This window comes from Pseudomonadota bacterium (genome assembly GCA_037200975.1).
In the GTDB taxonomy this organism is placed as follows: domain Bacteria; phylum Pseudomonadota; class Gammaproteobacteria; order Steroidobacterales; family Steroidobacteraceae; genus CADEED01.
Window position 1 is genome coordinate 1,141,563 of sequence record JBBCGI010000001.1, and the last position, 20,640, is coordinate 1,162,202.

General features: G+C 65.0%; 25 protein-coding genes. 10 read left to right on the plus strand and 15 right to left on the minus strand.

Translation table 11 applies throughout. The annotated features are described in order from the left end of the window. Window positions 1-32: 32 nt before the first annotated feature. Both WDO72_05060 and WDO72_05065 read left to right on the plus strand, forming a co-directional pair. On the plus strand, window positions 33-1,418 hold the full coding sequence (locus WDO72_05060) for a cytochrome P450 (GenBank protein MEJ0085025.1): 1,386 nt from the start codon (window positions 33-35) through the stop codon (window positions 1,416-1,418). Then, window positions 1,415-2,170: a class I SAM-dependent methyltransferase gene (locus WDO72_05065; GenBank protein MEJ0085026.1), complete on the plus strand. Its 756-nt coding sequence runs from the start codon at window positions 1,415-1,417 to the stop codon at window positions 2,168-2,170. The genes WDO72_05060 and WDO72_05065 overlap by 4 nt, the downstream gene beginning before the upstream one ends. A 114-nt stretch (window positions 2,171-2,284) precedes the next feature. Here WDO72_05065 and WDO72_05070 read toward each other — a convergent pair whose 3' ends face one another. The 3 genes from WDO72_05070 to WDO72_05080 are packed head-to-tail and all read right to left on the minus strand — an operon-like array spanning window position 2,285 to window position 4,668. Then, on the minus strand, window positions 2,285-3,112 hold the full coding sequence (locus WDO72_05070) for an alpha/beta hydrolase (protein MEJ0085027.1): 828 nt from the start codon (window positions 3,110-3,112) through the stop codon (window positions 2,285-2,287). Between the two features lie 15 nt (window positions 3,113-3,127). Continuing rightward, complete coding sequence (locus tag WDO72_05075) at window positions 3,128-3,946, minus strand: lysophospholipase (GenBank protein ID MEJ0085028.1); 819 nt, start codon at window positions 3,944-3,946, stop codon at window positions 3,128-3,130. After that, window positions 3,943-4,668 (minus strand): dienelactone hydrolase family protein, encoded by a 726-nt coding sequence (locus WDO72_05080; GenBank protein MEJ0085029.1) that lies wholly within the window; start codon window positions 4,666-4,668, stop codon window positions 3,943-3,945. The genes WDO72_05075 and WDO72_05080 overlap by 4 nt, the downstream gene beginning before the upstream one ends. A 70-nt stretch (window positions 4,669-4,738) precedes the next feature. Between WDO72_05080 and WDO72_05085 the strand changes: the two genes are divergently transcribed. Beyond that, the gene (locus WDO72_05085) at window positions 4,739-5,752 is read left to right on the plus strand and encodes a GlxA family transcriptional regulator (GenBank protein ID MEJ0085030.1); all 1,014 of its coding nucleotides are present in this window, start codon (window positions 4,739-4,741) and stop codon (window positions 5,750-5,752) included. Here the strand turns inward: WDO72_05085 and WDO72_05090 are convergent. The 3 genes from WDO72_05090 to WDO72_05100 all read right to left on the minus strand — a co-directional run bounded on the left by WDO72_05090 (window position 5,722) and on the right by WDO72_05100 (window position 9,413). Further along, the gene (locus WDO72_05090) at window positions 5,722-6,624 is read right to left on the minus strand and encodes an SDR family NAD(P)-dependent oxidoreductase (GenBank protein MEJ0085031.1); all 903 of its coding nucleotides are present in this window, start codon (window positions 6,622-6,624) and stop codon (window positions 5,722-5,724) included. The genes WDO72_05085 and WDO72_05090 overlap by 31 nt on opposite strands. 54 nt (window positions 6,625-6,678) lie before the next feature. Next, on the minus strand, window positions 6,679-8,907 hold the full coding sequence (locus WDO72_05095; GenBank protein ID MEJ0085032.1) for a DUF5916 domain-containing protein: 2,229 nt from the start codon (window positions 8,905-8,907) through the stop codon (window positions 6,679-6,681). A 65-nt stretch (window positions 8,908-8,972) separates the two neighbouring features. Further along, a complete protein-coding gene (locus WDO72_05100) occupies window positions 8,973-9,413 on the minus strand; it encodes a helix-turn-helix domain-containing protein (protein ID MEJ0085033.1) in 441 nt (146 codons plus the stop codon). Between the two features lie 74 nt (window positions 9,414-9,487). Between WDO72_05100 and WDO72_05105 the strand changes: the two genes are divergently transcribed. Both WDO72_05105 and WDO72_05110 read left to right on the plus strand, forming a co-directional pair. Continuing rightward, window positions 9,488-9,973, plus strand: coding sequence for a DUF2938 domain-containing protein (locus tag WDO72_05105; protein ID MEJ0085034.1), 486 nt, complete (start codon window positions 9,488-9,490; stop codon window positions 9,971-9,973). Beyond that, on the plus strand, window positions 9,970-10,194 hold the full coding sequence (locus tag WDO72_05110) for a DUF2798 domain-containing protein (GenBank protein MEJ0085035.1): 225 nt from the start codon (window positions 9,970-9,972) through the stop codon (window positions 10,192-10,194). The genes WDO72_05105 and WDO72_05110 overlap by 4 nt, the downstream gene beginning before the upstream one ends. Here the strand turns inward: WDO72_05110 and WDO72_05115 are convergent. Further along, entirely contained in the window at window positions 10,175-10,951 is a 777-nt protein-coding gene (locus tag WDO72_05115; protein MEJ0085036.1) for a glutathione S-transferase family protein, read from the minus strand. The two genes, WDO72_05110 and WDO72_05115, sit on opposite strands and share 20 nt — an antisense overlap. 44 nt (window positions 10,952-10,995) lie before the next feature. Here WDO72_05115 and WDO72_05120 point away from each other — a divergent pair, with 44 nt between their 5' ends. Then, complete coding sequence (locus tag WDO72_05120) at window positions 10,996-11,739, plus strand: gamma-glutamyl-gamma-aminobutyrate hydrolase family protein (GenBank protein ID MEJ0085037.1); 744 nt, start codon at window positions 10,996-10,998, stop codon at window positions 11,737-11,739. Here WDO72_05120 and WDO72_05125 read toward each other — a convergent pair. The 4 genes from WDO72_05125 to WDO72_05140 form a co-directional block, all read right to left on the minus strand. Beyond that, the gene (locus WDO72_05125) at window positions 11,690-12,196 is read right to left on the minus strand and encodes a hypothetical protein (protein MEJ0085038.1); all 507 of its coding nucleotides are present in this window, start codon (window positions 12,194-12,196) and stop codon (window positions 11,690-11,692) included. The genes WDO72_05120 and WDO72_05125 overlap by 50 nt on opposite strands. 93 nt (window positions 12,197-12,289) lie before the next feature. Further along, window positions 12,290-12,598, minus strand: a complete 309-nt coding sequence (locus WDO72_05130; protein ID MEJ0085039.1) for a hypothetical protein — start codon at window positions 12,596-12,598, stop codon at window positions 12,290-12,292. Between the two features lie 14 nt (window positions 12,599-12,612). Beyond that, a complete protein-coding gene (locus tag WDO72_05135) occupies window positions 12,613-13,353 on the minus strand; it encodes an alpha/beta hydrolase (protein MEJ0085040.1) in 741 nt (246 codons plus the stop codon). A 113-nt stretch (window positions 13,354-13,466) separates the two neighbouring features. Then, window positions 13,467-13,610: a hypothetical protein gene (locus WDO72_05140; GenBank protein MEJ0085041.1), complete on the minus strand. Its 144-nt coding sequence runs from the start codon at window positions 13,608-13,610 to the stop codon at window positions 13,467-13,469. 68 nt (window positions 13,611-13,678) lie between these two features. On the opposite strand from WDO72_05140, the gene WDO72_05145 reads away from it, so the two are divergent. Next, window positions 13,679-14,092, plus strand: coding sequence for a TRIC cation channel family protein (locus tag WDO72_05145; GenBank protein MEJ0085042.1), 414 nt, complete (start codon window positions 13,679-13,681; stop codon window positions 14,090-14,092). Between the two features lies 1 nt (window position 14,093). Here WDO72_05145 and WDO72_05150 read toward each other — a convergent pair whose 3' ends face one another. Genes WDO72_05150 through WDO72_05160 form a run of 3 tightly spaced genes read right to left on the minus strand, consistent with a single transcriptional unit; the run spans window position 14,094 to window position 16,887 of the window. Continuing rightward, entirely contained in the window at window positions 14,094-14,717 is a 624-nt protein-coding gene (locus tag WDO72_05150) for a hypothetical protein (GenBank protein ID MEJ0085043.1), read from the minus strand. Next, entirely contained in the window at window positions 14,714-15,901 is a 1,188-nt protein-coding gene (locus WDO72_05155) for an MFS transporter (GenBank protein MEJ0085044.1), read from the minus strand. Before WDO72_05155 ends, WDO72_05150 begins: the two co-directional genes overlap by 4 nt. Further along, window positions 15,898-16,887, minus strand: coding sequence for an MBL fold metallo-hydrolase (locus WDO72_05160; protein MEJ0085045.1), 990 nt, complete (start codon window positions 16,885-16,887; stop codon window positions 15,898-15,900). Before WDO72_05160 ends, WDO72_05155 begins: the two co-directional genes overlap by 4 nt. 213 nt (window positions 16,888-17,100) lie before the next feature. Here WDO72_05160 and WDO72_05165 point away from each other — a divergent pair, with 213 nt between their 5' ends. Genes WDO72_05165 through WDO72_05175 form a run of 3 tightly spaced genes read left to right on the plus strand, consistent with a single transcriptional unit; the run spans window position 17,101 to window position 19,803 of the window. Further along, complete coding sequence (locus tag WDO72_05165) at window positions 17,101-17,652, plus strand: hypothetical protein (GenBank protein ID MEJ0085046.1); 552 nt, start codon at window positions 17,101-17,103, stop codon at window positions 17,650-17,652. Between the two features lie 42 nt (window positions 17,653-17,694). Further along, entirely contained in the window at window positions 17,695-18,237 is a 543-nt protein-coding gene (locus tag WDO72_05170) for a hypothetical protein (protein MEJ0085047.1), read from the plus strand. 54 nt (window positions 18,238-18,291) lie between these two features. Then, on the plus strand, window positions 18,292-19,803 hold the full coding sequence (locus tag WDO72_05175; protein MEJ0085048.1) for a GAF domain-containing protein: 1,512 nt from the start codon (window positions 18,292-18,294) through the stop codon (window positions 19,801-19,803). Here WDO72_05175 and WDO72_05180 read toward each other — a convergent pair. Then, window positions 19,800-20,633, minus strand: coding sequence for a hypothetical protein (locus WDO72_05180; protein ID MEJ0085049.1), 834 nt, complete (start codon window positions 20,631-20,633; stop codon window positions 19,800-19,802). The genes WDO72_05175 and WDO72_05180 overlap by 4 nt on opposite strands. Window positions 20,634-20,640 lie beyond the last annotated feature (7 nt).

Genomic DNA, 20,640 nt, shown 5'->3' on the forward strand with positions numbered 1-20,640 from the left:
TTCTCGGCGAGCAATTCCGGGGGGAAAATATCTTGAGCTCGCTCGTTTCAGCCGCGCGCACCGCGGCCGCGCCTCGTCATCCGCCGGGACCTCGCGGTCTGCCGATCATCGGTTGCCTGCTGTCGGTCCTGCGCAATCCCATGCAGACGATGGCCAAGGCCGCGCGCCAGTTCGGCGGCATCGTGCGCATCCCGATCCGCGGCAAATTCCTGTATCTGGTGTCCGAGCCCGACCTGCTGCGCGAGCTGCTGGTCACCAATCGCGACAAGTACATGAAGAACATCCGCTACCGGCACATCCAGGCGCTGGTCGGCCAGGGGATGTTGCTGAGCGAAGCCGCCGAGTGGCGCCGCCAGAGGTTGATCACGCAGCCGGAATTCAAGCCCGATCACATCGACGCCCAGGTCGGCTGGATGACCGAGCTCACCGACAAATTCCTCGAACGCTGGCGCGTGCTCGCCGACCGCGGCGAAGCCATCGACGTCGAACCGGAGTTCGCGCGCCTGGCGCAGCTGCTCGCCGGGCGCTACTTGTTAGGCCCGGGTTTCGATGCGATCGCCGACCGCTTCTGCAAGGTGGCGGCGGAATGCAAGGAGCATTGGCCGCTCGCGCCGCGCGGGCTGGTGGCGTTGTTCAAGAAGCCCGCGAAAGAAAAATTGGCCGCCTTCGACGCCGCCATCGCGGAGCTCGACGCCTGCATCTACGGCTACATCACCGAGCATCGCAAGACGGGGTTCAAGGATTGCGGCGTTCTCACCCGCCTGGTCGCCAGCCAGAAGGACGGGCAGCCGGAGTTCACGGACACCTCGCTGCGCGACCAGATCTCGACGCTGTTCTTCGCCGGCCACGAAACGTCGGCCACCGCGATGTGCTGGATCCACTACCTGCTGTTCAAACACGGCGCGGTGCGCAACGCGCTGCAGCTCGAAGTGGCCGACGTGCTCGGCAACCGCATGGCCACCGCCGCCGAACTGCGCAAGCTGCAATACACCAGCCAGGTGATCGACGAATCGATGCGGCTGTATTCGCCGATCCACGCGATCTCGCGCGTGGCGATGCAGGACGACACGGTGGGCGGGTATCACATCCCCGCCGGTCAGACGATCGTCATGTCGATGTATGCCACGCATCGCCTGCCGCAGTACTGGCCCGATCCGGAGCGGTTCGACCCCACGCGTTTCGAGCCGGCGCAGGTCGCGGCGCGTTCGCGGTTTGCCTATTTCCCGTTCGCCGCCGGTCATCGCAATTGCGTCGGCGCCGCGCAGGCGCTGGTGGAACTGAAACTGGTCATCGCGCGCATCGCGCAGCGCTATACGCTCGAGCTGGTACCCGGGCAGAAGATAGAGCCCGCTCCCGGCACCACCATGTATCCACGCCACGGAATGAAAATGACGATCCATCATCGGACCCAGGCTTGAGCACTCCCCTCACGCGCGGCGAACAGGCGCGGCAGTTCTACAACGCCGCGGCGACCACGAGCACCGATTTCTGTTTCATGAATTACGGCTATGCGCCGTTGTCTGCGGAACTGGCGAGTTCCGCCGAGCCGGAAAGGTATTGCCTGCAGCTCTATCGTCACTTGCTGGGCGGTGCGGACCTCACCGGAAAACGCGTGGTCGAAGTGAGTTGCGGGCGCGGCGGCGGAGCCGCGCATGTGGCATCTACCTACAAGCCGCTGCAATACATGGGCATCGACATCAGCGAGAAGAACGTGGCGCTGGCCACGCAGCGTTTCGGCGATGTTCCGGGTTTGAGTTTCGAAGTGGGCAACGCCGAGGCGTTGCCGCTGTCGTCGAACGTGTGCCAGGCGTTGATCAATGTCGAAGCGTCACATCTGTACGACAATCCGTTACAGTTTTTTTCCGAGGCATGGCGCGTACTCGACCGCGGCGGCGCGTTCTTCCATGTGGACCTCACCTGGAAAGACAAAGACCCGGCGAAGCTCATCGAGGCCGCCGGATTTTCCGTGGATCAGACCGAAGACATCACCGACAACGTGCGCCAGGCACTCGAGCTCGACAGCGATCGCCGCGAGCAGATCGTGATGAGTTTCCCCGAGCAACTGCGCGCCGACTTCCGCGACTGGTCCGGCGTGAAAGGCCACCGGGCGCACAAGCGGCTCGCAACCGGCGAGTGGAAATACATCGTGACCCGCGCCGTCAAGAAGTAGGAAGTCGGTGCCGAGGAAGTCGGTGCCGGGTCGGACTTAGAAGCAGTGAAAGACTGTTCGCGCGAATGCTTCTAAGTCCGACCCGGCACCGACTTTCCGCGGCACCGACTTCCTCTACTCCTGGATGTACGCCAGCAGATCCGCGTTCACCACATCCGGGTTGATCGTGCACATGCCGTGTCCGAAACCCTTGTGAACCTTGAGCGTGCCTTTCTTGAGCAGCTTGGAAGACAACAGCGCCGAGTCCGCGATCGGCACGATCTGGTCGTCGTCGCCGTGCAGCACCAGCGTCGGCACGTCTATCTTCTTCAAGTCCTCGGTGAAATCCGTCTCGGAGAACGCCTTGATGCAGTCGTAGTGCGGCTTGATGCCGCCCATCATTCCCTGCCGCCACCAGTTGTCGACGACGCCGGGGATGGTCGTCGCGCCCGGACGATTGAAACCATAGAACGGACCTGACGGCACATCACGATAGAACTGCGCGCGGTTCGCCACCAGCGCGGCACGGAATCCGTCGAACACCTCGATGGGCAGGCCACCGGGATTCTTGTCGCTCTTGACCATGATCGGCGGCACCGCTCCGATCAACACGGCCTTGGACACGCGCCCACCGCCGCCGTACTGCGCGACGTAACGCGCCACCTCGCCACCGCCGGTCGAATGCCCGATGTGTATAGCGCCCTTGAGATCCAGATGCGCCGCCAGCGCCGCGACGTCCGCCGCGTAGGTATCCATCTCGTTGCCCGCGAACGTCTGCGAAGACCGCCCGTGACCTCGGCGGTCGTGCGCGATCACGCGGAAGCCCTTCGCCAGAAAGAACATCATCTGCGCGTCCCAGTCGTCGGCGCTCAATGGCCAGCCGTGGTGGAACATGATCGGCTTCCCGCTGCCCCAATCCTTGTAGAAAATTTCCGTACCGTCTTTGGTCGTCACGAAACTCATTGCGAACTCCCTGGGTCAGTTGCGGGCATTGATCCAGCCGACGATCTCGGCGAGCACCTGCTCTTTGCCAAGATCGTTCAACAGATCGTGATAATGCCCCTCGTAAAGTTTCAGCGTCTTGTCAGCCGACGCCGCCTTGTCGAAGAAGAGCTGGCTGCCGGCGGGCACGGTCGCGTGGTCGGCCGTGCCGTGCAGGATGAGCAGCGGCAGCTTGAGCGTTCCGAACCCGGCGAGCATCCGGTCGCCGGCTTCCAGCAGCGCCTTCACGGTCCGTGCCGGTTGTTTTTCACCCTGGCAATACGGATCGGCATTGAGCACCGCGAGGGCTTTCGGGTCGCGCGTGAAATCCTTCATGTGCAGCGTCAGCACCGGCAGTTTCGGCACGACCTTCCCAAGGAACCGCACCAGGCTCAGCACGATGGCAGGCGCCGGCACCTGGAAGGCAAAACTTTCGCAGATGAAGCCGGCGATTTCCGTCTGGTGATCCAGCGTCCAGGTGCAGCCCACCACGCCCCCGGCGCTGTGGCCTAACAGGAACACCTTCAACCCGGGCTCACGGGATTTTGCCAGCGCGATGACCGTTCCCAGATCTTCGGTGTAGTCCGCGTATTCGTCGATGTAGAAACGCGGGCCTTCGGATTTGCCGCGACCGCGCTGATCGTAGGCGTACACCGCGAACCCGGCCGCCGCGAACTGCTCGGCGGGCCAGATGTATTGGCCGCTGTGCGAGTTCACACCGTGGCAGATCACGACCACCGCCTTGGGCGCATCGGGGCGCCACGAGCGCAGGAACAGTCGGGTGCCGTAACGGCCGGTAAAGAACTCTTCTTTCATTGGGACCTCAGATGCCGGTTGAAGAAATCGAGCGTGCGGGCACGCGAGATGCCCGCCGCGTCGATATCGAAATGCGCGCCGCCGTGCCGCGAGAATGCGTGATTGCAGCCGGGGTAGCTATGGATTTCCACGCGCGGGTTGCCGGACAGCGCCGCCTTGACGCTGGCCTGTGCATCCTTCGAAATGAACTCGTCTTCTTCGGCGAGATGCATCTGCATTGGCGCATCGATGTCCTGCGCCTCGCCGAGGAATTCCTCGGTGCGCCCGCCGTGAAACGCGACCGCCGCGTCCACGCGCGTACGCGCCGCGGCGAGGAATGTCAGCAACCCGCCGAGACAGAATCCCATGACTCCGGTGGGCAGTCCGCCTGACAACCCGCGCGCGGCGGCAACCGTCGCTTCCACGTCGCGCACTCCCGCGTCGATGTCGAAAGCCTGATAGAGCGCGAGCCCCTTCTCCCAGTCCGGCTGCGAGCGAACGGAGAGGTCCACGTGACGCTCCTGCCGCCAGAACAGATCCGGGCACAACGCGATGAACCCGGCGGCCGCGAGTTCGCCGCAGGTGGCGCGCAGATCTTCATTGACGCCGAACACCTCGTGCAGGACGACGATGACGGGCCGGCGGCGTTCGTCCGGCCGCGCGAGGTAGGCGTCGAATGCGCCCTCCGCCGAGGCAACCCGCAGCGTGCGTGCCTGATCCTGGTGCCATGGTTGTGTGGACATCGACTGCTTCCCCGATTGCCGTGCGGGATTCAAGATACGCGCGCACCGCCGCCTTCCGGGATGGACCCAAGTGACAAAGAACGGGCAACAACTGACAGAACACGCGCCGCTCGAAGTGGCCATCATGTGTTACCCCGGCGCGCAGCTCACTTCCATTCACGGACTGACCGACGTGTTCACGTACGCGGACTACTACGCGCGCGAACATTCCGCGCGCCAGCAGCCCTTCATCCGCGTCACTCATTGGCGCGAGCGCGCCGAGGGCGACGGAATCGAAAACACCTTCGATTCCCTGCCCGGGCCATTCAAGGTGCCGGCGCTGGTCATCGTCCCCGCCTGCCAGATCGCGCCGCCCGAACGCGGGCATGCGCCGCGCAGCAAGGAATGGATTCGCGGCCGACACGCCGACGGCGCCGTGGTCGCCGCGGTGTGCGGCGGCGTATTTCTATTGGCGGACGCGGGGTTGCTCGAGGGCCGGCGTGCCACCACGCACTGGCTGTTCGCCGATGAACTGCGCCGGCGATTCCCGGGGCTCGACGTCGATGCCGATCGGCTGGTCATCGACGATCAGGATGTGATCACCGCCGGCGGGGTGCTCGCCTGGGCGGACCTGGGCCTGAGCCTGGTCGAACGATTGTTAGGCGCGACGGTGATGCACAGCACGGCGCGGTTCATGGTCATGGATCCGCCGGGCCGCGAGCAGAAACTGTACGGCGATTTCGCGCCGCGGCTGCAGCACGGCGACAAGGCAATCCTCGCCATCCAGCACTGGCTGCAGGCGAATGCGGCCGCGGCTTGTTCGGTCAGCGATCTGGCGCAGCGCGCGAATCTGGGCGAGCGTACGTTCCTGCGCCGCTTCGTCAAAGCCACCGGCGTGAAGCCCAGCGAATACACCCAGCGGCTGCGTATCGCGCGCAGCCGCGACTTGCTCGAGTTCACGCGCGACTCGGTGGAACAGGTGTCGCTGGCCGCCGGCTACGAAGACCCGGGCGGCTTCCGGCGGATCTTCAAACGCGTGATCGGCCTGTCACCGGGCGAGTACCGGCGACGTTTTCAGCGCGAGCGGCTGATCAAGACCGCCTGAGCCTGGGCGCTGGCGACTTCACGCTCGCTTTGCAGGAAGCCGGACGCCGGTACGATTTCATCCTCGCGAGCGGAGATCTGCGGCCACTGCTCGATGACACGTTCGCCCGCGTCTTCGCCACCGCCGGCAAAGCGGCCGGCCGTCAGGGTGATGAAGGCACGCGCGACGTGGCCGCCGCCCGCGCACACGATGGCGCGCGTGGGCGCGTCATCGCTCACCAGCGCCAGCAACGCCGGACTCACCAGCGCGGCGTCGAGCGCCGCCAGACTCGCATCGGGTATGACGCCGCGTGTCATCTGCGTCGCCGCCGAGGGTGCGAGACAGTTGACGCGAATGCCGTACTTCTCGCCTTCGATCGCCAGCGTCTGCATGAGGCCGACCAGCGCCATCTTCGCCGCGCTGTAGTTTGACTGCCCGAAGTTGCCGTACAGACCCGATGACGACGTGGTCATCACGATGCGGCCGAACTGCTGCGCGCGCATCCGGTTCCACACCGCCTGTGTGCAGATCACCGCGCCCATCAGGTGCACGTCGACCACCCGCCGGAAATCTTCCAGCGTCATCTTCGCGAAACTCTTGTCGCGCAGGATGCCGGCGTTGTTTACCAGGATGTCGACGCGTTGCCATTCGGCCAGCGTGCGCTCCACCATCGCGGCGACCGCATCGACATCCGTCACGGAAGCGGCGAACGGCAGCGCGGCGCCACCGGCGGCGGTGATTTCGGCCGCTACGGCTTCAGCGGCGCTCGCCGCGACGTCGTTTACGACGACGCGTGCACCCTGGCGCGCGAGGAACAACGCATGTTCGCGGCCCAGGCCGCCACCCGCGCCGGTCACCACCGCAACGCGTCCATCGATCCGATGTTTCATCATGTCGTCGATCTTACCCGTCGCTGAGGGAAGCACTCGACTCACACGGATTACGCGTTACTCGAAGCGGTAACTGAGTTTCACCAGCAGCTGCTCGTCGTCGCGCAGGCTGAAGCTGTTGCGCAGTTGCCGCCCCAGGCCCTCGGAAGTGTCCTTGCGATCGAATCCGCCCCGGCCAAAAACGACATATAGATAGGACAGCGGCCCGAGTTCGTAGCGATAACGGATCTGGAAGCCGAGATTGCGCACACTGAAATCGTCGATGGGTTCATTACTTTCGACCGGATCGCCGTTGGGTGCGATGCGATAGGCCGTCTCGAGCCGTGCATCGATCGCGATCGCCTGCAGCTTGACCCGCAGTTCCTGGCGGTTGCCGATGGTCCAGTCGAAGCCGGCGTCGAAGTGCGCTTCGCGCCCGCCAAAACCGCCGACCAGGTTTTCGCGCTGCCATACCAGCCAGTCCGGCGTGCGGCTGTACGACGCGCCCAGGTAGAGATTGAATGCATCGCTCACGAAGTACTTCGGCTCGAAGTTGACGTAGTAGCCGAGCCGGTCGTTGCCGGCGAATCCGCCGGTCGTGGGATTGATCTCGACGTAATACGCCCAGTTGCCCTTGCGCGGCCGGTCATATTCGAAGTACGCGTTGTAGTTCGGCGGAATACGCGCCACGCCGTTGCCGCGTGTCAGCAGGTCGTCATACCCCGCGCTGTTCACGTTGATCTGTGCGTATTCGAAGCTGCCGTTGCGCAGCCGCCCCTGGCGGCTCAGTCGGACCTGGTGGCCCATCAGCAGGCCGTGGTCGTTGTAGTCGGAACTGAAACGCAGGCGCCAGTCCTTCGATGCGTAGCGGGATTCAGCCGGCAGGTCGGCGAAGCGGCGCAGCACCTCCCAGTGCAGGTAGTTGGTGCTGTTGCGCGCGAGGTAGCCGGCATCGTTGATCTGCAGGTCGTTGCCGAAGTGCATGGCGATCAGCTGCTGGCGCCAGCCGCGATCCATCTCGTAGTCGGCCCACAGCGTGGCGCCCGTGTCGCGCGAGCTCTCGCCCGGGGCGTCGATATCGCTGCCGAACACGCGCGTGCGCACGTTCCAGCGCGCGCTCGGGCGCCAGTTGTGATCGAGCCCGAGGACGGTGGCCGTGCGGTCGAGGAACGGGCGCTTCACCTGCGTCGCCATCAATCCGACATTCTGTTTGCTGAAATCGCGCACCAGCCGCAGCGCGCCGAAAGTGCGCCCCACCTCTTCGGACTCATCGGCGGCGAACAGGCCGTACTTCGTGTCGCCGAAGCTGCCGTTGAGTTTGACGGCGCCGGTGATGTCGCCCGAACCCTCGCCGTCGTCGTTGGGACCGCCGATGCGGCGCGTATACAGCAGCTGGCTGTAATCCGACGGCGTGGTGAATTCGAAAATACCCTGGTTCTCGGTGAAGAACGGGCGCTTGTCGCTGACGAAGGTTTCCGTGGCACTGAAGTTGACCACCAGGTCGTCGCTCTCGACCTGGCCGAAATCGGGATTCAACGTGGCCGTGAGTTGGGTCTGGCCGTTCGGCTTCCAGAACAGGTCGACGCCGGCATCGCCGTTGCTGCCGCCGCGCACGTGGTCGTACAGGCCCGAGACATACGGCGTGACCGCCAGCAGCGACTGGCTGTAGTTAGCCAGCTCGACCGCCGCGAAATCCGACACGAAACGCGGCCGCTCAAAACTCGCCTGCGGCCAGGCCACGCGTTCGCCCGTTTCCCCGACGACGCGATCCAGGTAGATCTTCACGATCCGTTTGTCGCTCCGGGCCTCACGCATCGGCGCGATGTGCCAGGGGATCAGCACCTCGGCCGACCAGGCGTCCGCATCGCCGGAGACAGCGTGCCGCCAGTTGCCGTCCCAATCCTTGTTGAAGGAGTTCTCGTTGCTGACGATGCCGTCGTACACGCCGTCGGTGGCGCTGACGGTGAAGTTGTACGCGGTGCGGCCGTCGCCGTCGAAGTCGACCATGACGTTCACGCGGTCGACCTGGTCCTCGAAATCGCGCTGCACACGCTGCTGGTTGCGCGCGACGGAGGGCGGTTGCGTGTTCCTGAAAGCGAACGCGAGTCCTTCCGGCGTGGCGAGGATCCACGCCTCGGTGGCGAACGAACCCGGCTCGCCGTTGAGCGGCTGCGTCTTGCGGAAGTCGGTGATGTGCTGCGCGGCCTGCCATTCCTCCGCGCCGATGTGGCCGTCGATCTCGACGCCCAAGGCGGGCACGGCAACAAGCACCAGCAGAAGCCGGGCAATCCCTCGCTTGAAACTCATCCCTCTCCCTCGATCGGCCGCTGGCTCGAACTATAGACGGGCGAATCGGGGCTCCGGTTTGAATTTCACGCCGCGCTGCGCCGCGCGGACTTGCGGCGTGACTTCGCGTCCGCGGTCCGCAGAACCGCCAGCCCCAACAGGCGGCGGAACGTCGGACATTGCAGGTGGCTCGGCGCGGGACAGGCCGCCGCGTGCCGCAGGCCGTCGCGCATGGCGGTCAGTTTGCGGATCGTGCCGTCGAGCTCCGTGGCCTTGTCCGAGAGCATCTTGCGATCGATCTGCCCGCGTCCCTCGCGCGCGAAGACGCGGCCGATTTCTTCGAGCGAGAAGCCGGCGGAACGGCCGAGCGCGATCAACGCCAGCCGTTCGAGTACGTCCGGGTCGAACAATCGCCGCAATCCGCGCCGGCCGACGGAGGAGATCAGTCCCTTCTCCTCGTAGAACCGCAGCGTCGAGGCCGGAACACCCACCTTTTTCGCAACTTCGTTGATATCCAGGTCGTAAATGGGCTTGACCTCAAGTGGACTTGAGGTGGCACTCTGCACCCATCGCCTCTCCACGGCAAGCGCGGGTGAGCTTCATGACCCTTCTGACTATCACGGTATTCCTCGGCCTGTTCGCAACGGCGCTCACGGACCTGTGGGCCCTGGCGCGCAAACGCGCGCTCGGTATCGCCGCGCCCGACTTCGGCCTGGTGGGCCGCTGGATGGCGCATCTCGCGCGCGGGCGCTTCCGCCACGAACGCATCGCCGCCACCGCACCCGTCCGCGGCGAGCGACTGATCGGCTGGACCGCGCACTACCTCATCGGTGTCGCGTTCGCGGCGCTGCTGCCCGCGTTGTGGGGAGTGCAGTGGTTAGAGCATCCGGCCCTCGCACCCGCGCTGATCGTCGGTGTGGCAACCCTGGCGGCACCATTCCTGCTGATGCAACCCGGCATGGGCGCCGGCATCGCCGCGAGCCGCACGCCGCGCCCCACCGTGGCGCGTTTCCACAGCATCGTCACCCATACAGTTTTCGGCCTGGGCCTGTACGCCTCGGCCCTCATCGCAAGGAGATTCCTGTGAACATTCCCGCCCGCTTCGCCCCACTGCTTTTCGGTGCAGTACTTTCCGCCATCATGGTCGCGATCGTGTCGGCATTCGTGCTGGCGACCGCGCAAGGTTTTCATGCCGGCTTCGCCGCGCAATGGCTCAAGAGTTGTTTGACCACATGGCCGGTGGCGTTCCCGACCGTCACGCTGGTGGCGCCATGGGTGCGCCGCTTCGTCAGCCAGCGGACCGCGTGACTCCGCGCTCGGTCGCGTAGATCCGCAAGGCGAACCCGCCGGCTCCAGTCGCGCGCAGCGAGCGGACCTCCGCGCGCATCGCTTCCGGCACCTGTTCGAGCGCCGGCATCGTCGCGCGGCATTCCGGCGGGAACAGCGCCGGCGCCGCGAGCGCCGCGAAGGTCAGATCGGCCGCGGTGAAGCGATCGCCAGCCAGAAACCGGCGGCCACCTTCCAGCCGCGCGTCGACCTCGCGGAATATTTCCCGGATGCGGTCGATCGAACGGGCGGCACCCGCGGGAGTCACCTTGTACGCACGGCGCAGCAGCTGGCGGCCGATCGGCACGATGAGCGGCAGCCAGAGCGCTTCGTGCCTCGGCACACCGCGCGACCACAGCTCGCGCAGCAGCGCTTTGTCCGGCAACAGGTGTGTGTAGGCCCAGCGGCGCACATGGGTGCCGAGATCCTGGTCGAAACGCTGCTCGAGCGCAGCGACTTCCTGGCGCAACGTCGCGTCGAGTGGATAGAGCTCGCCGCGCATGGCATCGGCGTGCGCGAGGATGGCGGTGGAGGTGTTGAGCCACAGGTCGCCGCGGACGAACACCGGCACCGTGCCGCCCGCGCCGCGCCGGGTGGCAAACCGGCTCAGCAACGGCGCGTGGGGCTCTTCGCGATAAGGCAGCGACGCGCGATCCAGCGCCCAGCGCGCCTTCTCGCAGTAATGGCTCAGCGGAATCGTGATGAACGTGGCGGGTTCATCGGCAACGGATACATTCACGCAAACCTCCCGGTCGCGATCGCTGGCACAATGCGCGAAAGCTTATGCGCAAACTGCTCGTCTTTCAGCATTCGGCCCGCGAACCGCTGGGCGTGTTCGATCCGATGCTCCGCCGCGCCGGCTTTCGCATCCGCTACGTGAATTTTTCGCGTCAACCAGACCAGCAGCCCGACGTCAGCCGCTACAACGGCCTCGTGGTGCTGGGCGGTCCGATGAACGTCGACCAGGCCGACCGCCATCCACATCTAACTACCGAAATCGCCGCCATCCAGCAGGCGTTGGCGCGCGGCATCCCGATCCTGGGAATCTGCCTGGGGGCGCAGCTGCTGGCGGCGGCGCTCGGCGCGCACGTCCGGCCGCACACCGTGCGCGAGATCGGCTGGTATCCGCTGCATCCGACTGGAGCTGCGGCCCAGGACCCGCTATGCCGCCATCTCGCGGGCCATCAGCACGTGTTCCAGTGGCATGCCTATACGTTCGATCTGCCGCCCGGCGCCGTGCACCTGGCGAGCACACCCACCTGCCCCAACCAGGCGTTCCGCTTTGGCGACCGCGCCTATGGCCTGCAATTCCATCTCGAAGCCGACGAACATCTGATCCAGCGCTGGCTACACGTGCCGGAATACCGCATGGAAGCCGACCATGCCGGCCCCGCTCATCATCTCGACCACATCCTGCGGGACACGCACAGTCACGCACCCCAGGCGCTGGCATTGAGCGAGCGCGTGTTCGGCGAATTCATAGACTTGCTGGGCTGGCGCCGGAAGGTGCGGCTCGGGAGCCGTTGACCAGGGCGCGCGCCACGAAGAATGCCGTGGGCAGACCGACCAGCACGATGTGCCAGAACGCGTGGACGTGCAGCTGCGCGAGTGGATAGATGCCGTGCCCGATGGCCGACAGCGGCAGGATGACGTAGTTCATGACCAGCAGGACCGCGACGCCGTAGAGAACGCCGAGCACGATCCATTGCCGCGGCAGCACCTTCACCCGGCTGGCCAGCAGGTACAACAGGGCCGCGCCGCTCAGGCAGATGAAAAAATGCAGCGCCACACCGAGCGCGACGATTTCGAGGCCGCCGTCGCGCGCCGCCTTGCCTAACAACCCGCTGGCGACGCCTTTCCAGGGCCCCGTCCATGCACCGCCATTCAGCACGGTCCTGGCCGTCGGGTAGATGAAATCCGCGAGGCCGGCGCAGAATCCGCCGAGCAGGATGCCGCGCAAGGCAGGTTTGTTAGTCGTGCTCATCTCATCCTCCCCGATCGGAGAGGCGAGACTACCTCCGCGCCACGTGCGCGCGAAGGGTCGCCGTGCATTCGTCCCGAACGCGGGTCGTTGCCGCTACTGCCGGTACCACTCCGCGTACGGGCTGTCCTTCACCTTCTGGCGATTCAGATCCGGCGTGCCGTCGGTCCACCACACCGGCCCACGTTCGCCGAGCGCGATCTTGGCGGCGTCGACCGCCTTGCGCGCGGGCACCAGCTCTTCGGGCCGGCCGGCTTTCATGGCCGCCTTGACGGCGCGCCGCGCGTTCATCAGCTCCTGCACGAGTGCTTCGCGCTTTTCCACCGGCAAATCGGGATTCGCCCGCCGCCACAACCTGCCGCGCACGACGAAGTAGCGGCCATCCGGAGTCACTCTTTCGTTCATGATTTGCGTCGACCTCAGCGGCAGTGGTTAGAAAAATCCGGCGATGCCAGGAAACTTTGCAGCACGCGTTGCCAGGCGGGCCACTCGTGTTTGCCGTCCGTCAGGAAGACGCGCGCGGGCGGCAGCTCGGCGGTGAGCAGCGAATCCGCCGCGCGCAGTTTGTCGGAAGTCCCGTAGCCCGCGAAGATGAGCGGCGCGGCTTCCCTGCCCTGCGCCACCGCCTGCAGCCAGCGCCACAGCTCGCGCTGGTAGTTATCCGGGTTCATCGTCTCTTCGCGCGCGGGAGCCTGCCAGTTCTTCAATCCACCCGCGTTCGTGATCTCCTCGATCAGGGTACGGTCGCCGAGAAACGGCGCGATGGCCAGCACGCCGGTCACGTCCGCCGAGTGGGCGCGCGCGTAGAACAGCGAACCGAACCCGCCCATCGACGGGCCTGACAACCAGATCTCCTGGTAGCCGCGCGCCCGCGCGGGCGCCATGACATCCGCCTCGAAGCGCTCGAGCATCGTCCCTTTCATGTAGTAGCCGAAGGTGGCATCGGCCGCGCGGATGTCGATGGAGCGGCCCGACTTGCGCAGCGTTTCCACGAAGCCGCGCTGCTCGAAAGCCTCGGCGCGGTCGCCCATGCCCGGCAGCAGCACGAACAGGCATTTCGCCGGCGTCGCGGCAGCCGCGTAGTCGATGGAGCGCATCGGCTCGGGCGTGGGCAGCATGCTCGCGCAGCCGCCAATAGCAGCCAGTGAAACGGCGGCCACTATCAATCCGGGGCGGGAGGGTCGCATGCCGGCAAGCATAGTCCAATGCGCGCGCGGCCCCTGTACGATCGCGCCATGGCCGACGCCACTTTCCAGGTCCCCGTCCTGTTCGATTACGCCGCGACCTTCACCTGGGCGGTGAGCGGCGCCATCGTCGCGATCCGCAAGCGCTTCGACATCATCGGTGTGTTCATCGTCTCGCTGCTGACCGCCATCGGCGGCGGACTGCTGCGTGACGCGGTGTTCCTGAATCGCACGCCCGTGTTCCTGCTGGATCCCGCCTATCTATCGCTGGTGTTCTCCGCCACGCTGGTCACATCGGTGTTTGCCCGCTATCTGCGCAACCTCATCGGCCCGGAAAGCGTGCAGAAGATCGTCGACTACATCGACGCGCTCGGCACGCCGGCGTTCGCTGTCTTCGGCATGGAACTCGCCCGGCGCGCGGGGGCTGCCACTGATCGCGGTCGCTTTCGTCGGTGTTGCCAACGGCGCCGCGGGCGGCCTGCTGCGCGACGTGGTGATGCGGGAGATTCCCGCGCAGATGCGCCCCGGCCAATACGCGTCGCTGACGTTGTTCGCCGCCTGCGGCCTCTATCTATTGTTGACGCTGAATCTCGGCTGTTCGCCGACCCGTGCGGCCTGGATCACCGTGGGCGTCTTTTTTCTCGCGCGGGTGCTGACGATCCGGTTCAACTGGCGCACCCGGTCGGTATGGGAAGAGGAACCCGGACCGCGTTGAATCAGTTCGTGGTGTGCCAGAGATTGCGGCCTTCGGGATTGAGCAGCGTGGAGATCGCCGGACCGTCCCAAACCACCATGCATCCGACCGGCAGCGCCAGGGCCAGCAGGATCTGCGGCCGCCGGTTCATCAGCGAATACAACGGCATCTCTTCGAGGTCCGCGGCGGCCGGCTTGCCGAACGGGCTGTCGGTCGGCCCGAGGTACCAGCCGGAGTCGCTGCGCGAAGGCTGCTGCCGCCGCGCGAATACATGCCGCTGCTCGAGCGTGCCCTTGCGAACCACCAGCGTCTGGTCGAACCGGCAGGGCTCGGCCTTGAGATCCACCACCCGCAGCAGGTCGATCTGCGCGGTGAGCACGGTCAGCGAGCGCGACACATCTTCACTCACGGCCTTGAACGGGTCCGAGGTGAAATCGGGCTCGCACACCAGCAGCGAACCATCGGGCTGCTTGCGCAGCAGAAAGTTGCTCCAGCCGATCTCGAACGACGCCCCGTCGACCAGGCCACTGCCGGTGCCGTCGAATGACGCCACGGTATCGGCCAGCCATTGGCCCTGCGTGCTGATGGATTCCGTGCAACGGACCTGGATCGGCACCGATGCCTTGTTCGATGTGAGTGTGATCATGCGTGAACTGTAGCAGCCACCGGCTTTGGAAACATGAATGCCAGCAACACCGCACCGACCGCGACCGCGGCGGACGCGATGTAGAGCCAGGCGTAGTTGTGATACGTGTCGAACACCCAGCCGCCCGCCACCGGCCCGAGCGCCATGCCGAGGCTCGACAACATGGTCGCCGCGCCGAACACCGTGCCCATGATGTGCTGCGGGAAATAATCCCGCGCGATCGAGGCGTACAGCGGCATGCCACCGCCATACGCCACGCCGAAGATCACCGCCAGCGTGTAGAACTCCGACAGCTCGCTGACCTGTAGATAGGCCGTGATGGCCAGCGCCTGCACGGCCAACGCGCAGATGAGCAGGCGCTTCGCGCCGTAGCGATCCGCCAGCAGGCCGATCAGCACGCGGCCGCCGAGACCCGCCAGGCCCTCGACGCTGTACACACTGACCGCGGCCATCGGCCCCAGGCCGCAGAACATGGCGTAACTCACCACGTGGAAGATAGGGCCCGAGTGCGCCGCGCAACACAACATGAAGGTGAAACCCAGCACCAGGAATTGCGGCGAGGTCAGCGCCCTGCCGATCTCGGCCTGGTCGGGTCTTGCCGCGGCTACCACTGCCGCGACCGGCGGCCGGCGGACGAACAACGCCGCCGGGATCACCACGGCCCAGGCGAGCACGCCGACCGCGAACATCGCCGCGCGCCAGCCGTAGTGCGTGATGAGCCAGCTGGAGAACGGAGAGATGGTGAGCGGCGCCATGCCCATGCCCGCCGACACCAGCGACACCGCCAGATTGCGCCGCGTCTCGAACCAGCCCATCACCGTCGCGATCATCGGCGCGAAGAACGCGCTGGCGGCGAGGCCCACGAGAATGCCGTAGGTCAGCTGGAACGACGGCAACGTCGTCGAGCGGCTCGCCAGCGTCAATGCCAGCCCTAACAACACTGCGCCGAGCAGCGTGACGATACGCGCGCCCCAGCGGTCGCTGGCCGCGCCCCAGGCGAACGAGCCGAACGCCATGACGATGAAATTGATCGTCATCGCAAACGAGATGCCCGCGCGCGACCAGCCCGTCTCGCCCGACATCGGCGCGAGGAAGACCGCGAGCGAGAACATCGCGCCGATGGCGACGCAGCCCATGAGGCCGCCCAGCGCGACGATGACCCAGCGGTACGGAGATTCGGTCATTCAGCGAGCCAGACGAATCCTTCTCCCTTCATTTCGATCGTGCCGATTCCCGGGAACGGAAAGTGCACGGAGTACACGCGCTGTTTGCTCTTCGCGAGCTGGGCGATCAACGCGGCGCGGCTGGCCGCGGCGGTTGCGTGGTCGCCGTCGAAGTTGTTGACCCACTCCGGCTTTTCCACCGAGATGACGAAATGGTGCATGGAGTCGCCGACGTAGAGCAGCGAACCCGAGCCCGAAGTGATCAGGTAACCCGAATGCCCCGGCGTATGACCCTGGATCGCGATCGCCTTGACCGTGCCGGGAACGAGCTCCGCGCCGGGCGCGAAAACTTCCACGTTCGGCTTCATGGCGGCAACGAGCGCGTCAAGATTCGGGACGCCCAGGGTCTTGGCCTGCTCCGCGTTCAACCCGGTGAGATAGGCCCACTCCGGCTTCGACAGATGGATCTTCGCGTTCGGGAACGCGAGCGCTCCCGCGGTGTTTACCAAACCACCCACGTGATCGCCATGCGCATGCGAAATGAAGATATCCGTGACGCTCGCCGGATCGACACCCGCTTCCGCGAGCGAGGCGGCTAGTTTGCCGGCGCCCGGACCGAAGTTCGTGCCGGCTCCGGTGTCGAACAACAACACGCGATCGCTGCTTTTCACGAGCAAGGGCTGGATGCTGAGCGCCAGCTTGTCGCCGGGTAGGCCGGCTGCGGTCAACACCGCCGACACTTCCTCGGGTGTGCGTCCCACGCCGAAAATCTTGTTGTCGTTCGGCACTTCCATGCCGCCGTCACGCAGCGCCGTCGCCGACAACTCGCCGATCTTGAACGCGTGCGCGTTCTCTTCTTTCGCGGCAGGCGCGGGTTCGGCGGCGATCGGAGCTGCGGGCGCCGCGCCCGGAGCTGGAGCGTCCGACGGCTTCGAACACGCGGTCAAAAGTATCAGTGCGCCGAAAACAGCGAGCGACCCGACCCGGGTGGTTGAACTTTGCAGCATGTAATTAGTCCTTAGGCGGAGTGAGCGCGAATCTTGGAGCGTCACTTCTCCGGTTTCAATCGCGGATGTATGCGAGCCGGTTCTTTGGCAGATATCGACATAACCCTGACGACGCACGAACAAATCCATTGACATTGCCAACGTGAGCTGGCGCACGCTTCGGCGACCAGAACACGAATTGACCGATGAATGCGGGCGTGATGAAGTTTCAACATGAAAACCTACCGACACTGGCTGCTGATTTCGATCTCCGCTCTTGCCTTCTCGACCGCCTGGGCGCAATCGACGGGTGAAATCCCGGGAATAAGGTCCGCGACATCCCAGTCGCCGACGCGCAACGTGCAGGAAGCAACCTCGGAAACCGGCACGATCCTCAAGAAAGACATCCGCTGGACCTCGAAGATCCCGCTGAACAAGACATACGGCGAGCTCACGGAAGCGCAGAAGGAAGAGTTGCACAAAATGTACGAGTCGCTGCCACCCGGCGACGAGCCGCCGTTTCCGATCAACGGCATCAAACCCATCTTCACCGCCATCAAGAATGCGCAGCGTACGCTTCAGGCGCGCGGCGCGCTGGACCTGGCCGTGACGGTCGGGCCCGATGGCAAAGCGATCAAAGTCGACGACTTCAGCAACTTGCGCAGTACCCAGATGGCGGAACTTGCACAGCAGGTCTTGCTGTTGACCACGTATAAGCCCGGGGTCTGCAGCGGGCAGCCTTGCACCATGCAATTCCGGTTCACACAAAAACTCCGGGGTGGTTAGCCATCGATTGACCGCCGGGCTCAGTCGTGGTCAAGTCGGGGCATGAAGCCCCGCAAACTATTGCTTCTCCTTGCGATTTCGGTCTGCGCGTCGGTCACCGCGCAGGCACAGATCCTGCATCCCGAGCACGGCATTCCCGATGCACCTACTCGTAACACCGTCTCGTCGACCGCGTCGACCGGCACGATCCTCAAGAAGGAACTGCGGTGGAGGTCGAAGATTCCGCTGAACAAGACCTACGAGCAGCTCACACCGGAGCAGAAGGCGGAATTGTTCGCCATGTACGAGTCGATTCCCGAAGGTGATGAGCCGCCGTTCCCGGCGCAGGGTTTGAAACCCATTTTCAACGCCATCAAGAAAGGACAGACCGTGCTGCAGGCGCGCGGCGAACTGAACTTCGGCGTGAGCGTCGGTCCGGATGGCAAAGCGAGCAAGGTCGACGACTTCGGCGGCGTCGGCGGGCCCAATGCATATGAGATGTCGCAGTACGTGGCGTCTATCCTGGTGAACGCCCAGTACAAGCCCGCCATGTGCAAGGGTCAGCCTTGCGCCATGCCGTTTCCTTTCAAGCTCAGGCTGAACTGACGCGGTCGGAAGCGTCCTACAGATTGCCCAAGACCGGCAATCTAGACTGGCGGCATGACTAAGGGTGCTGCGCTCTCGATCCTCGATACCGCATCCGGCGCGGCGCAGCGTTCGCACCGCGCGCTGATCCCCTTGAGCGAGCTCGCCGCTGCCAACCGGCAGCGGGACGCGCTCTATCTCCTGAGCGAGCAGCTGCACCGCGCGAACTCGCTGCAGGAGACCTACGAGGCCGCGATGGACGCGATCGAGTCGGCGCTCGATTGCGACCGCTCGGCGATCCTGCTGTTCGACGACGCCGGCGTCATGCAGTTCGTCGCATCACGCGGTTTGTCGGCTAACTACCGCGCGGCGGTCACCGGCCATTCGCCGTGGACGCCGGACGAGACGGATGCCTTGCCCATCGACATTCCCGACGTCGAGCGATCCGACCTCAGCGCAGACCTCAAGGCCACGGTGCTGGGTGAAGAGATCCGCGCCATCGCGTTCATCCCGCTGGTATCCGAAGGCGCGCTGATCGGCAAGTTCATGGCGTATTTCCGCGAGCCATACAGGTTCAGCCAGGACGACCTGTCCGTCAGCCTGGTCATCGCGCGCCAGCTCGCGTATGCCGTGCGGCGCAACCGCATGGATCAGCAGCTCCTCGATCGCGAGGTGCAGCTCGCCGACGAACTCGCGGCGACGCGCATGCTCCAGCAACTGAGCCTCGAGATGGCGCCCGAGATCGACATCGAATCGCTGTATCAAAAGCTGATCGACGCGGCGGTTTCGATCATGGGTTCCGATTTCGCGAGCCTGCAGCAGTATTACCCGCACCTCGGGACACACGGCGAGCTGAAGCTCCTTGCCCATCGTGGCTTCACCCCCGAGGCGGCGACATTCTGGACGTGGGTGCGCGCGAATTCGTCGTGCACCTGCGGCGTCAGCATCAAGCAGCGCGCGCGCGTGGTCGCAACCGACGTGGCCAACTCGTCATTCATGGCCGGCACTGCGGACCAGGCGGCATTGCTGCAGGCGGGCATGTTTGCCGCGCAGTCGACTCCGCTGCTGTCCCGCGGCGGCGAGCTGGTGGGAATGATCTCGACGCACTGGAAGGAATGTCACGAGCCTTCCGAGCGCGACCTGCGGCTGCTCGACATCCTCGCGCGCCTGGCCGCGGATCTCATCGAACGCAAATTGCTGGAGGAAGAATCCCGCCGGCGCGAAGAACGCCTGCGCGTCCTGACGCAATTGCTGACCGACGTTCCATGGCAGGCCCGCAGCGACGGCGCTTTCGCCGAGATGCAGATCGCGTGGGAGAACTACACCGGACAGTCGTGGGATCAACATGCCGGGCACGGCTGGGTGGATGCGATCCATGCGGAGGATCGGGAAGCCGTGCGGGCCACCTGGGCGGAGGCGTGTTTCGACGCGGACAAATACGAGTGGCGCGCCCGCCTCTGGCACGCACCGAGCGCGCAGTATCGGCGCTGCCTCATCCGCGCGACGCCGATCCGCAATGACGATGGATCGGTCAGGGAATGGGTCGGCTCATGCACGGAAGTGCCGGAAGCTCCACCCTTTCTCTAACCACCCTTGAAGTCGGCCTGCAGCAGGTGCGTCAGCGTATGAACGTATCGCAGCTTGCCGTTCTCCACCCGGAACAGGTGTGTGTCGGGTGCGCCGCTGCGGCCATTCGGGCTGCCCGCGCCGAAGGTGCAGAATACGGTCACCGCACCGAGTTCTTCATCCACGATGAAACGGCGATTGGCGATGTTGACGCCCGCCGGAACCCCGTCCTCGCAGGTATCCGTCGGCAACCCCTTGCCCGTGTACAGACCGCCCTCGACGCGCACGCACGGGTATCCCCACGGCACCAGCTCCGTCTTCTTCTCGAGAAACGCATCTAGATAGGCGTTGGCAGCGGCGATCAGCGTGCCGCGCGAATCGCGCCTGGCAGCGGGGATGGGGTCCCACTTCTCGGTGGACGAGTACTTGAGGTAGTTGTCCGCGTTGAACAACCAGTAGCCCGTCGTGGTCCACAGGATCTCGACTTCCGCGATCTTGTCGTGATTGACGCGCAGGCGCGTGCCGAGAACGTACGGCGCGGCCTTGTCGGTGACGATGATTTCGGTAAATGTCTGGCAGGTCGCGGCATCCACGAACGTCCGGTGGTGGTCGATCTTGAGGGGTTTGTTGAGAAAGCCTTTGTCGATGTCCGCAAGGGCGATGTTCTCCCGGTAGCCCACGCCCTTCGCAAGCGGCAGGCCGGATATGTCGCCCTTGGACTGGGCGGCGACATAGAGATCGGCGGCTTCCCGCAATCCCTGCGGCGTGCATGCAACGGCCGCGTACGCGAAGGCAGGAAGGAGCAAGCCGCCGGCGAACGTGAGAAGCCAGGCGAAGCAGGTTCGTTTCACGGGATAC

Bases quoted from the DNA above. Each gene is read 5' to 3' on its own strand.
- WDO72_05070 (MEJ0085027.1), bottom strand. From the start codon at position 3,112: ATGAGTTTCGTGACGACCAAAGACGGTACGGAAATTTTCTACAAGGAT.
- WDO72_05075 (MEJ0085028.1), bottom strand. From the start codon at position 3,946: ATGAAAGAAGAGTTCTTTACCGGCCGTTACGGCACCCGACTGTTCCTG.
- WDO72_05080 (MEJ0085029.1), bottom strand. From the start codon at position 4,668: ATGTCCACACAACCATGGCACCAGGATCAGGCACGCACGCTGCGGGTT.
- WDO72_05090 (MEJ0085031.1), bottom strand. From the start codon at position 6,624: ATGATGAAACATCGGATCGATGGACGCGTTGCGGTGGTGACCGGCGCG.
- WDO72_05095 (MEJ0085032.1), bottom strand. From the start codon at position 8,907: ATGAGTTTCAAGCGAGGGATTGCCCGGCTTCTGCTGGTGCTTGTTGCC.
- WDO72_05105 (MEJ0085034.1), top strand. From the start codon at position 9,488: ATGACCCTTCTGACTATCACGGTATTCCTCGGCCTGTTCGCAACGGCG.
- WDO72_05120 (MEJ0085037.1), top strand. From the start codon at position 10,996: ATGCGCAAACTGCTCGTCTTTCAGCATTCGGCCCGCGAACCGCTGGGC.
- WDO72_05125 (MEJ0085038.1), bottom strand. From the start codon at position 12,196: ATGAGCACGACTAACAAACCTGCCTTGCGCGGCATCCTGCTCGGCGGA.
- WDO72_05130 (MEJ0085039.1), bottom strand. From the start codon at position 12,598: ATGAACGAAAGAGTGACTCCGGATGGCCGCTACTTCGTCGTGCGCGGC.
- WDO72_05150 (MEJ0085043.1), bottom strand. From the start codon at position 14,717: ATGATCACACTCACATCGAACAAGGCATCGGTGCCGATCCAGGTCCGT.
- WDO72_05155 (MEJ0085044.1), bottom strand. From the start codon at position 15,901: ATGACCGAATCTCCGTACCGCTGGGTCATCGTCGCGCTGGGCGGCCTC.
- WDO72_05160 (MEJ0085045.1), bottom strand. From the start codon at position 16,887: ATGCTGCAAAGTTCAACCACCCGGGTCGGGTCGCTCGCTGTTTTCGGC.
- WDO72_05165 (MEJ0085046.1), top strand. From the start codon at position 17,101: ATGAAAACCTACCGACACTGGCTGCTGATTTCGATCTCCGCTCTTGCC.
- WDO72_05170 (MEJ0085047.1), top strand. From the start codon at position 17,695: ATGAAGCCCCGCAAACTATTGCTTCTCCTTGCGATTTCGGTCTGCGCG.
- WDO72_05175 (MEJ0085048.1), top strand. From the start codon at position 18,292: ATGACTAAGGGTGCTGCGCTCTCGATCCTCGATACCGCATCCGGCGCG.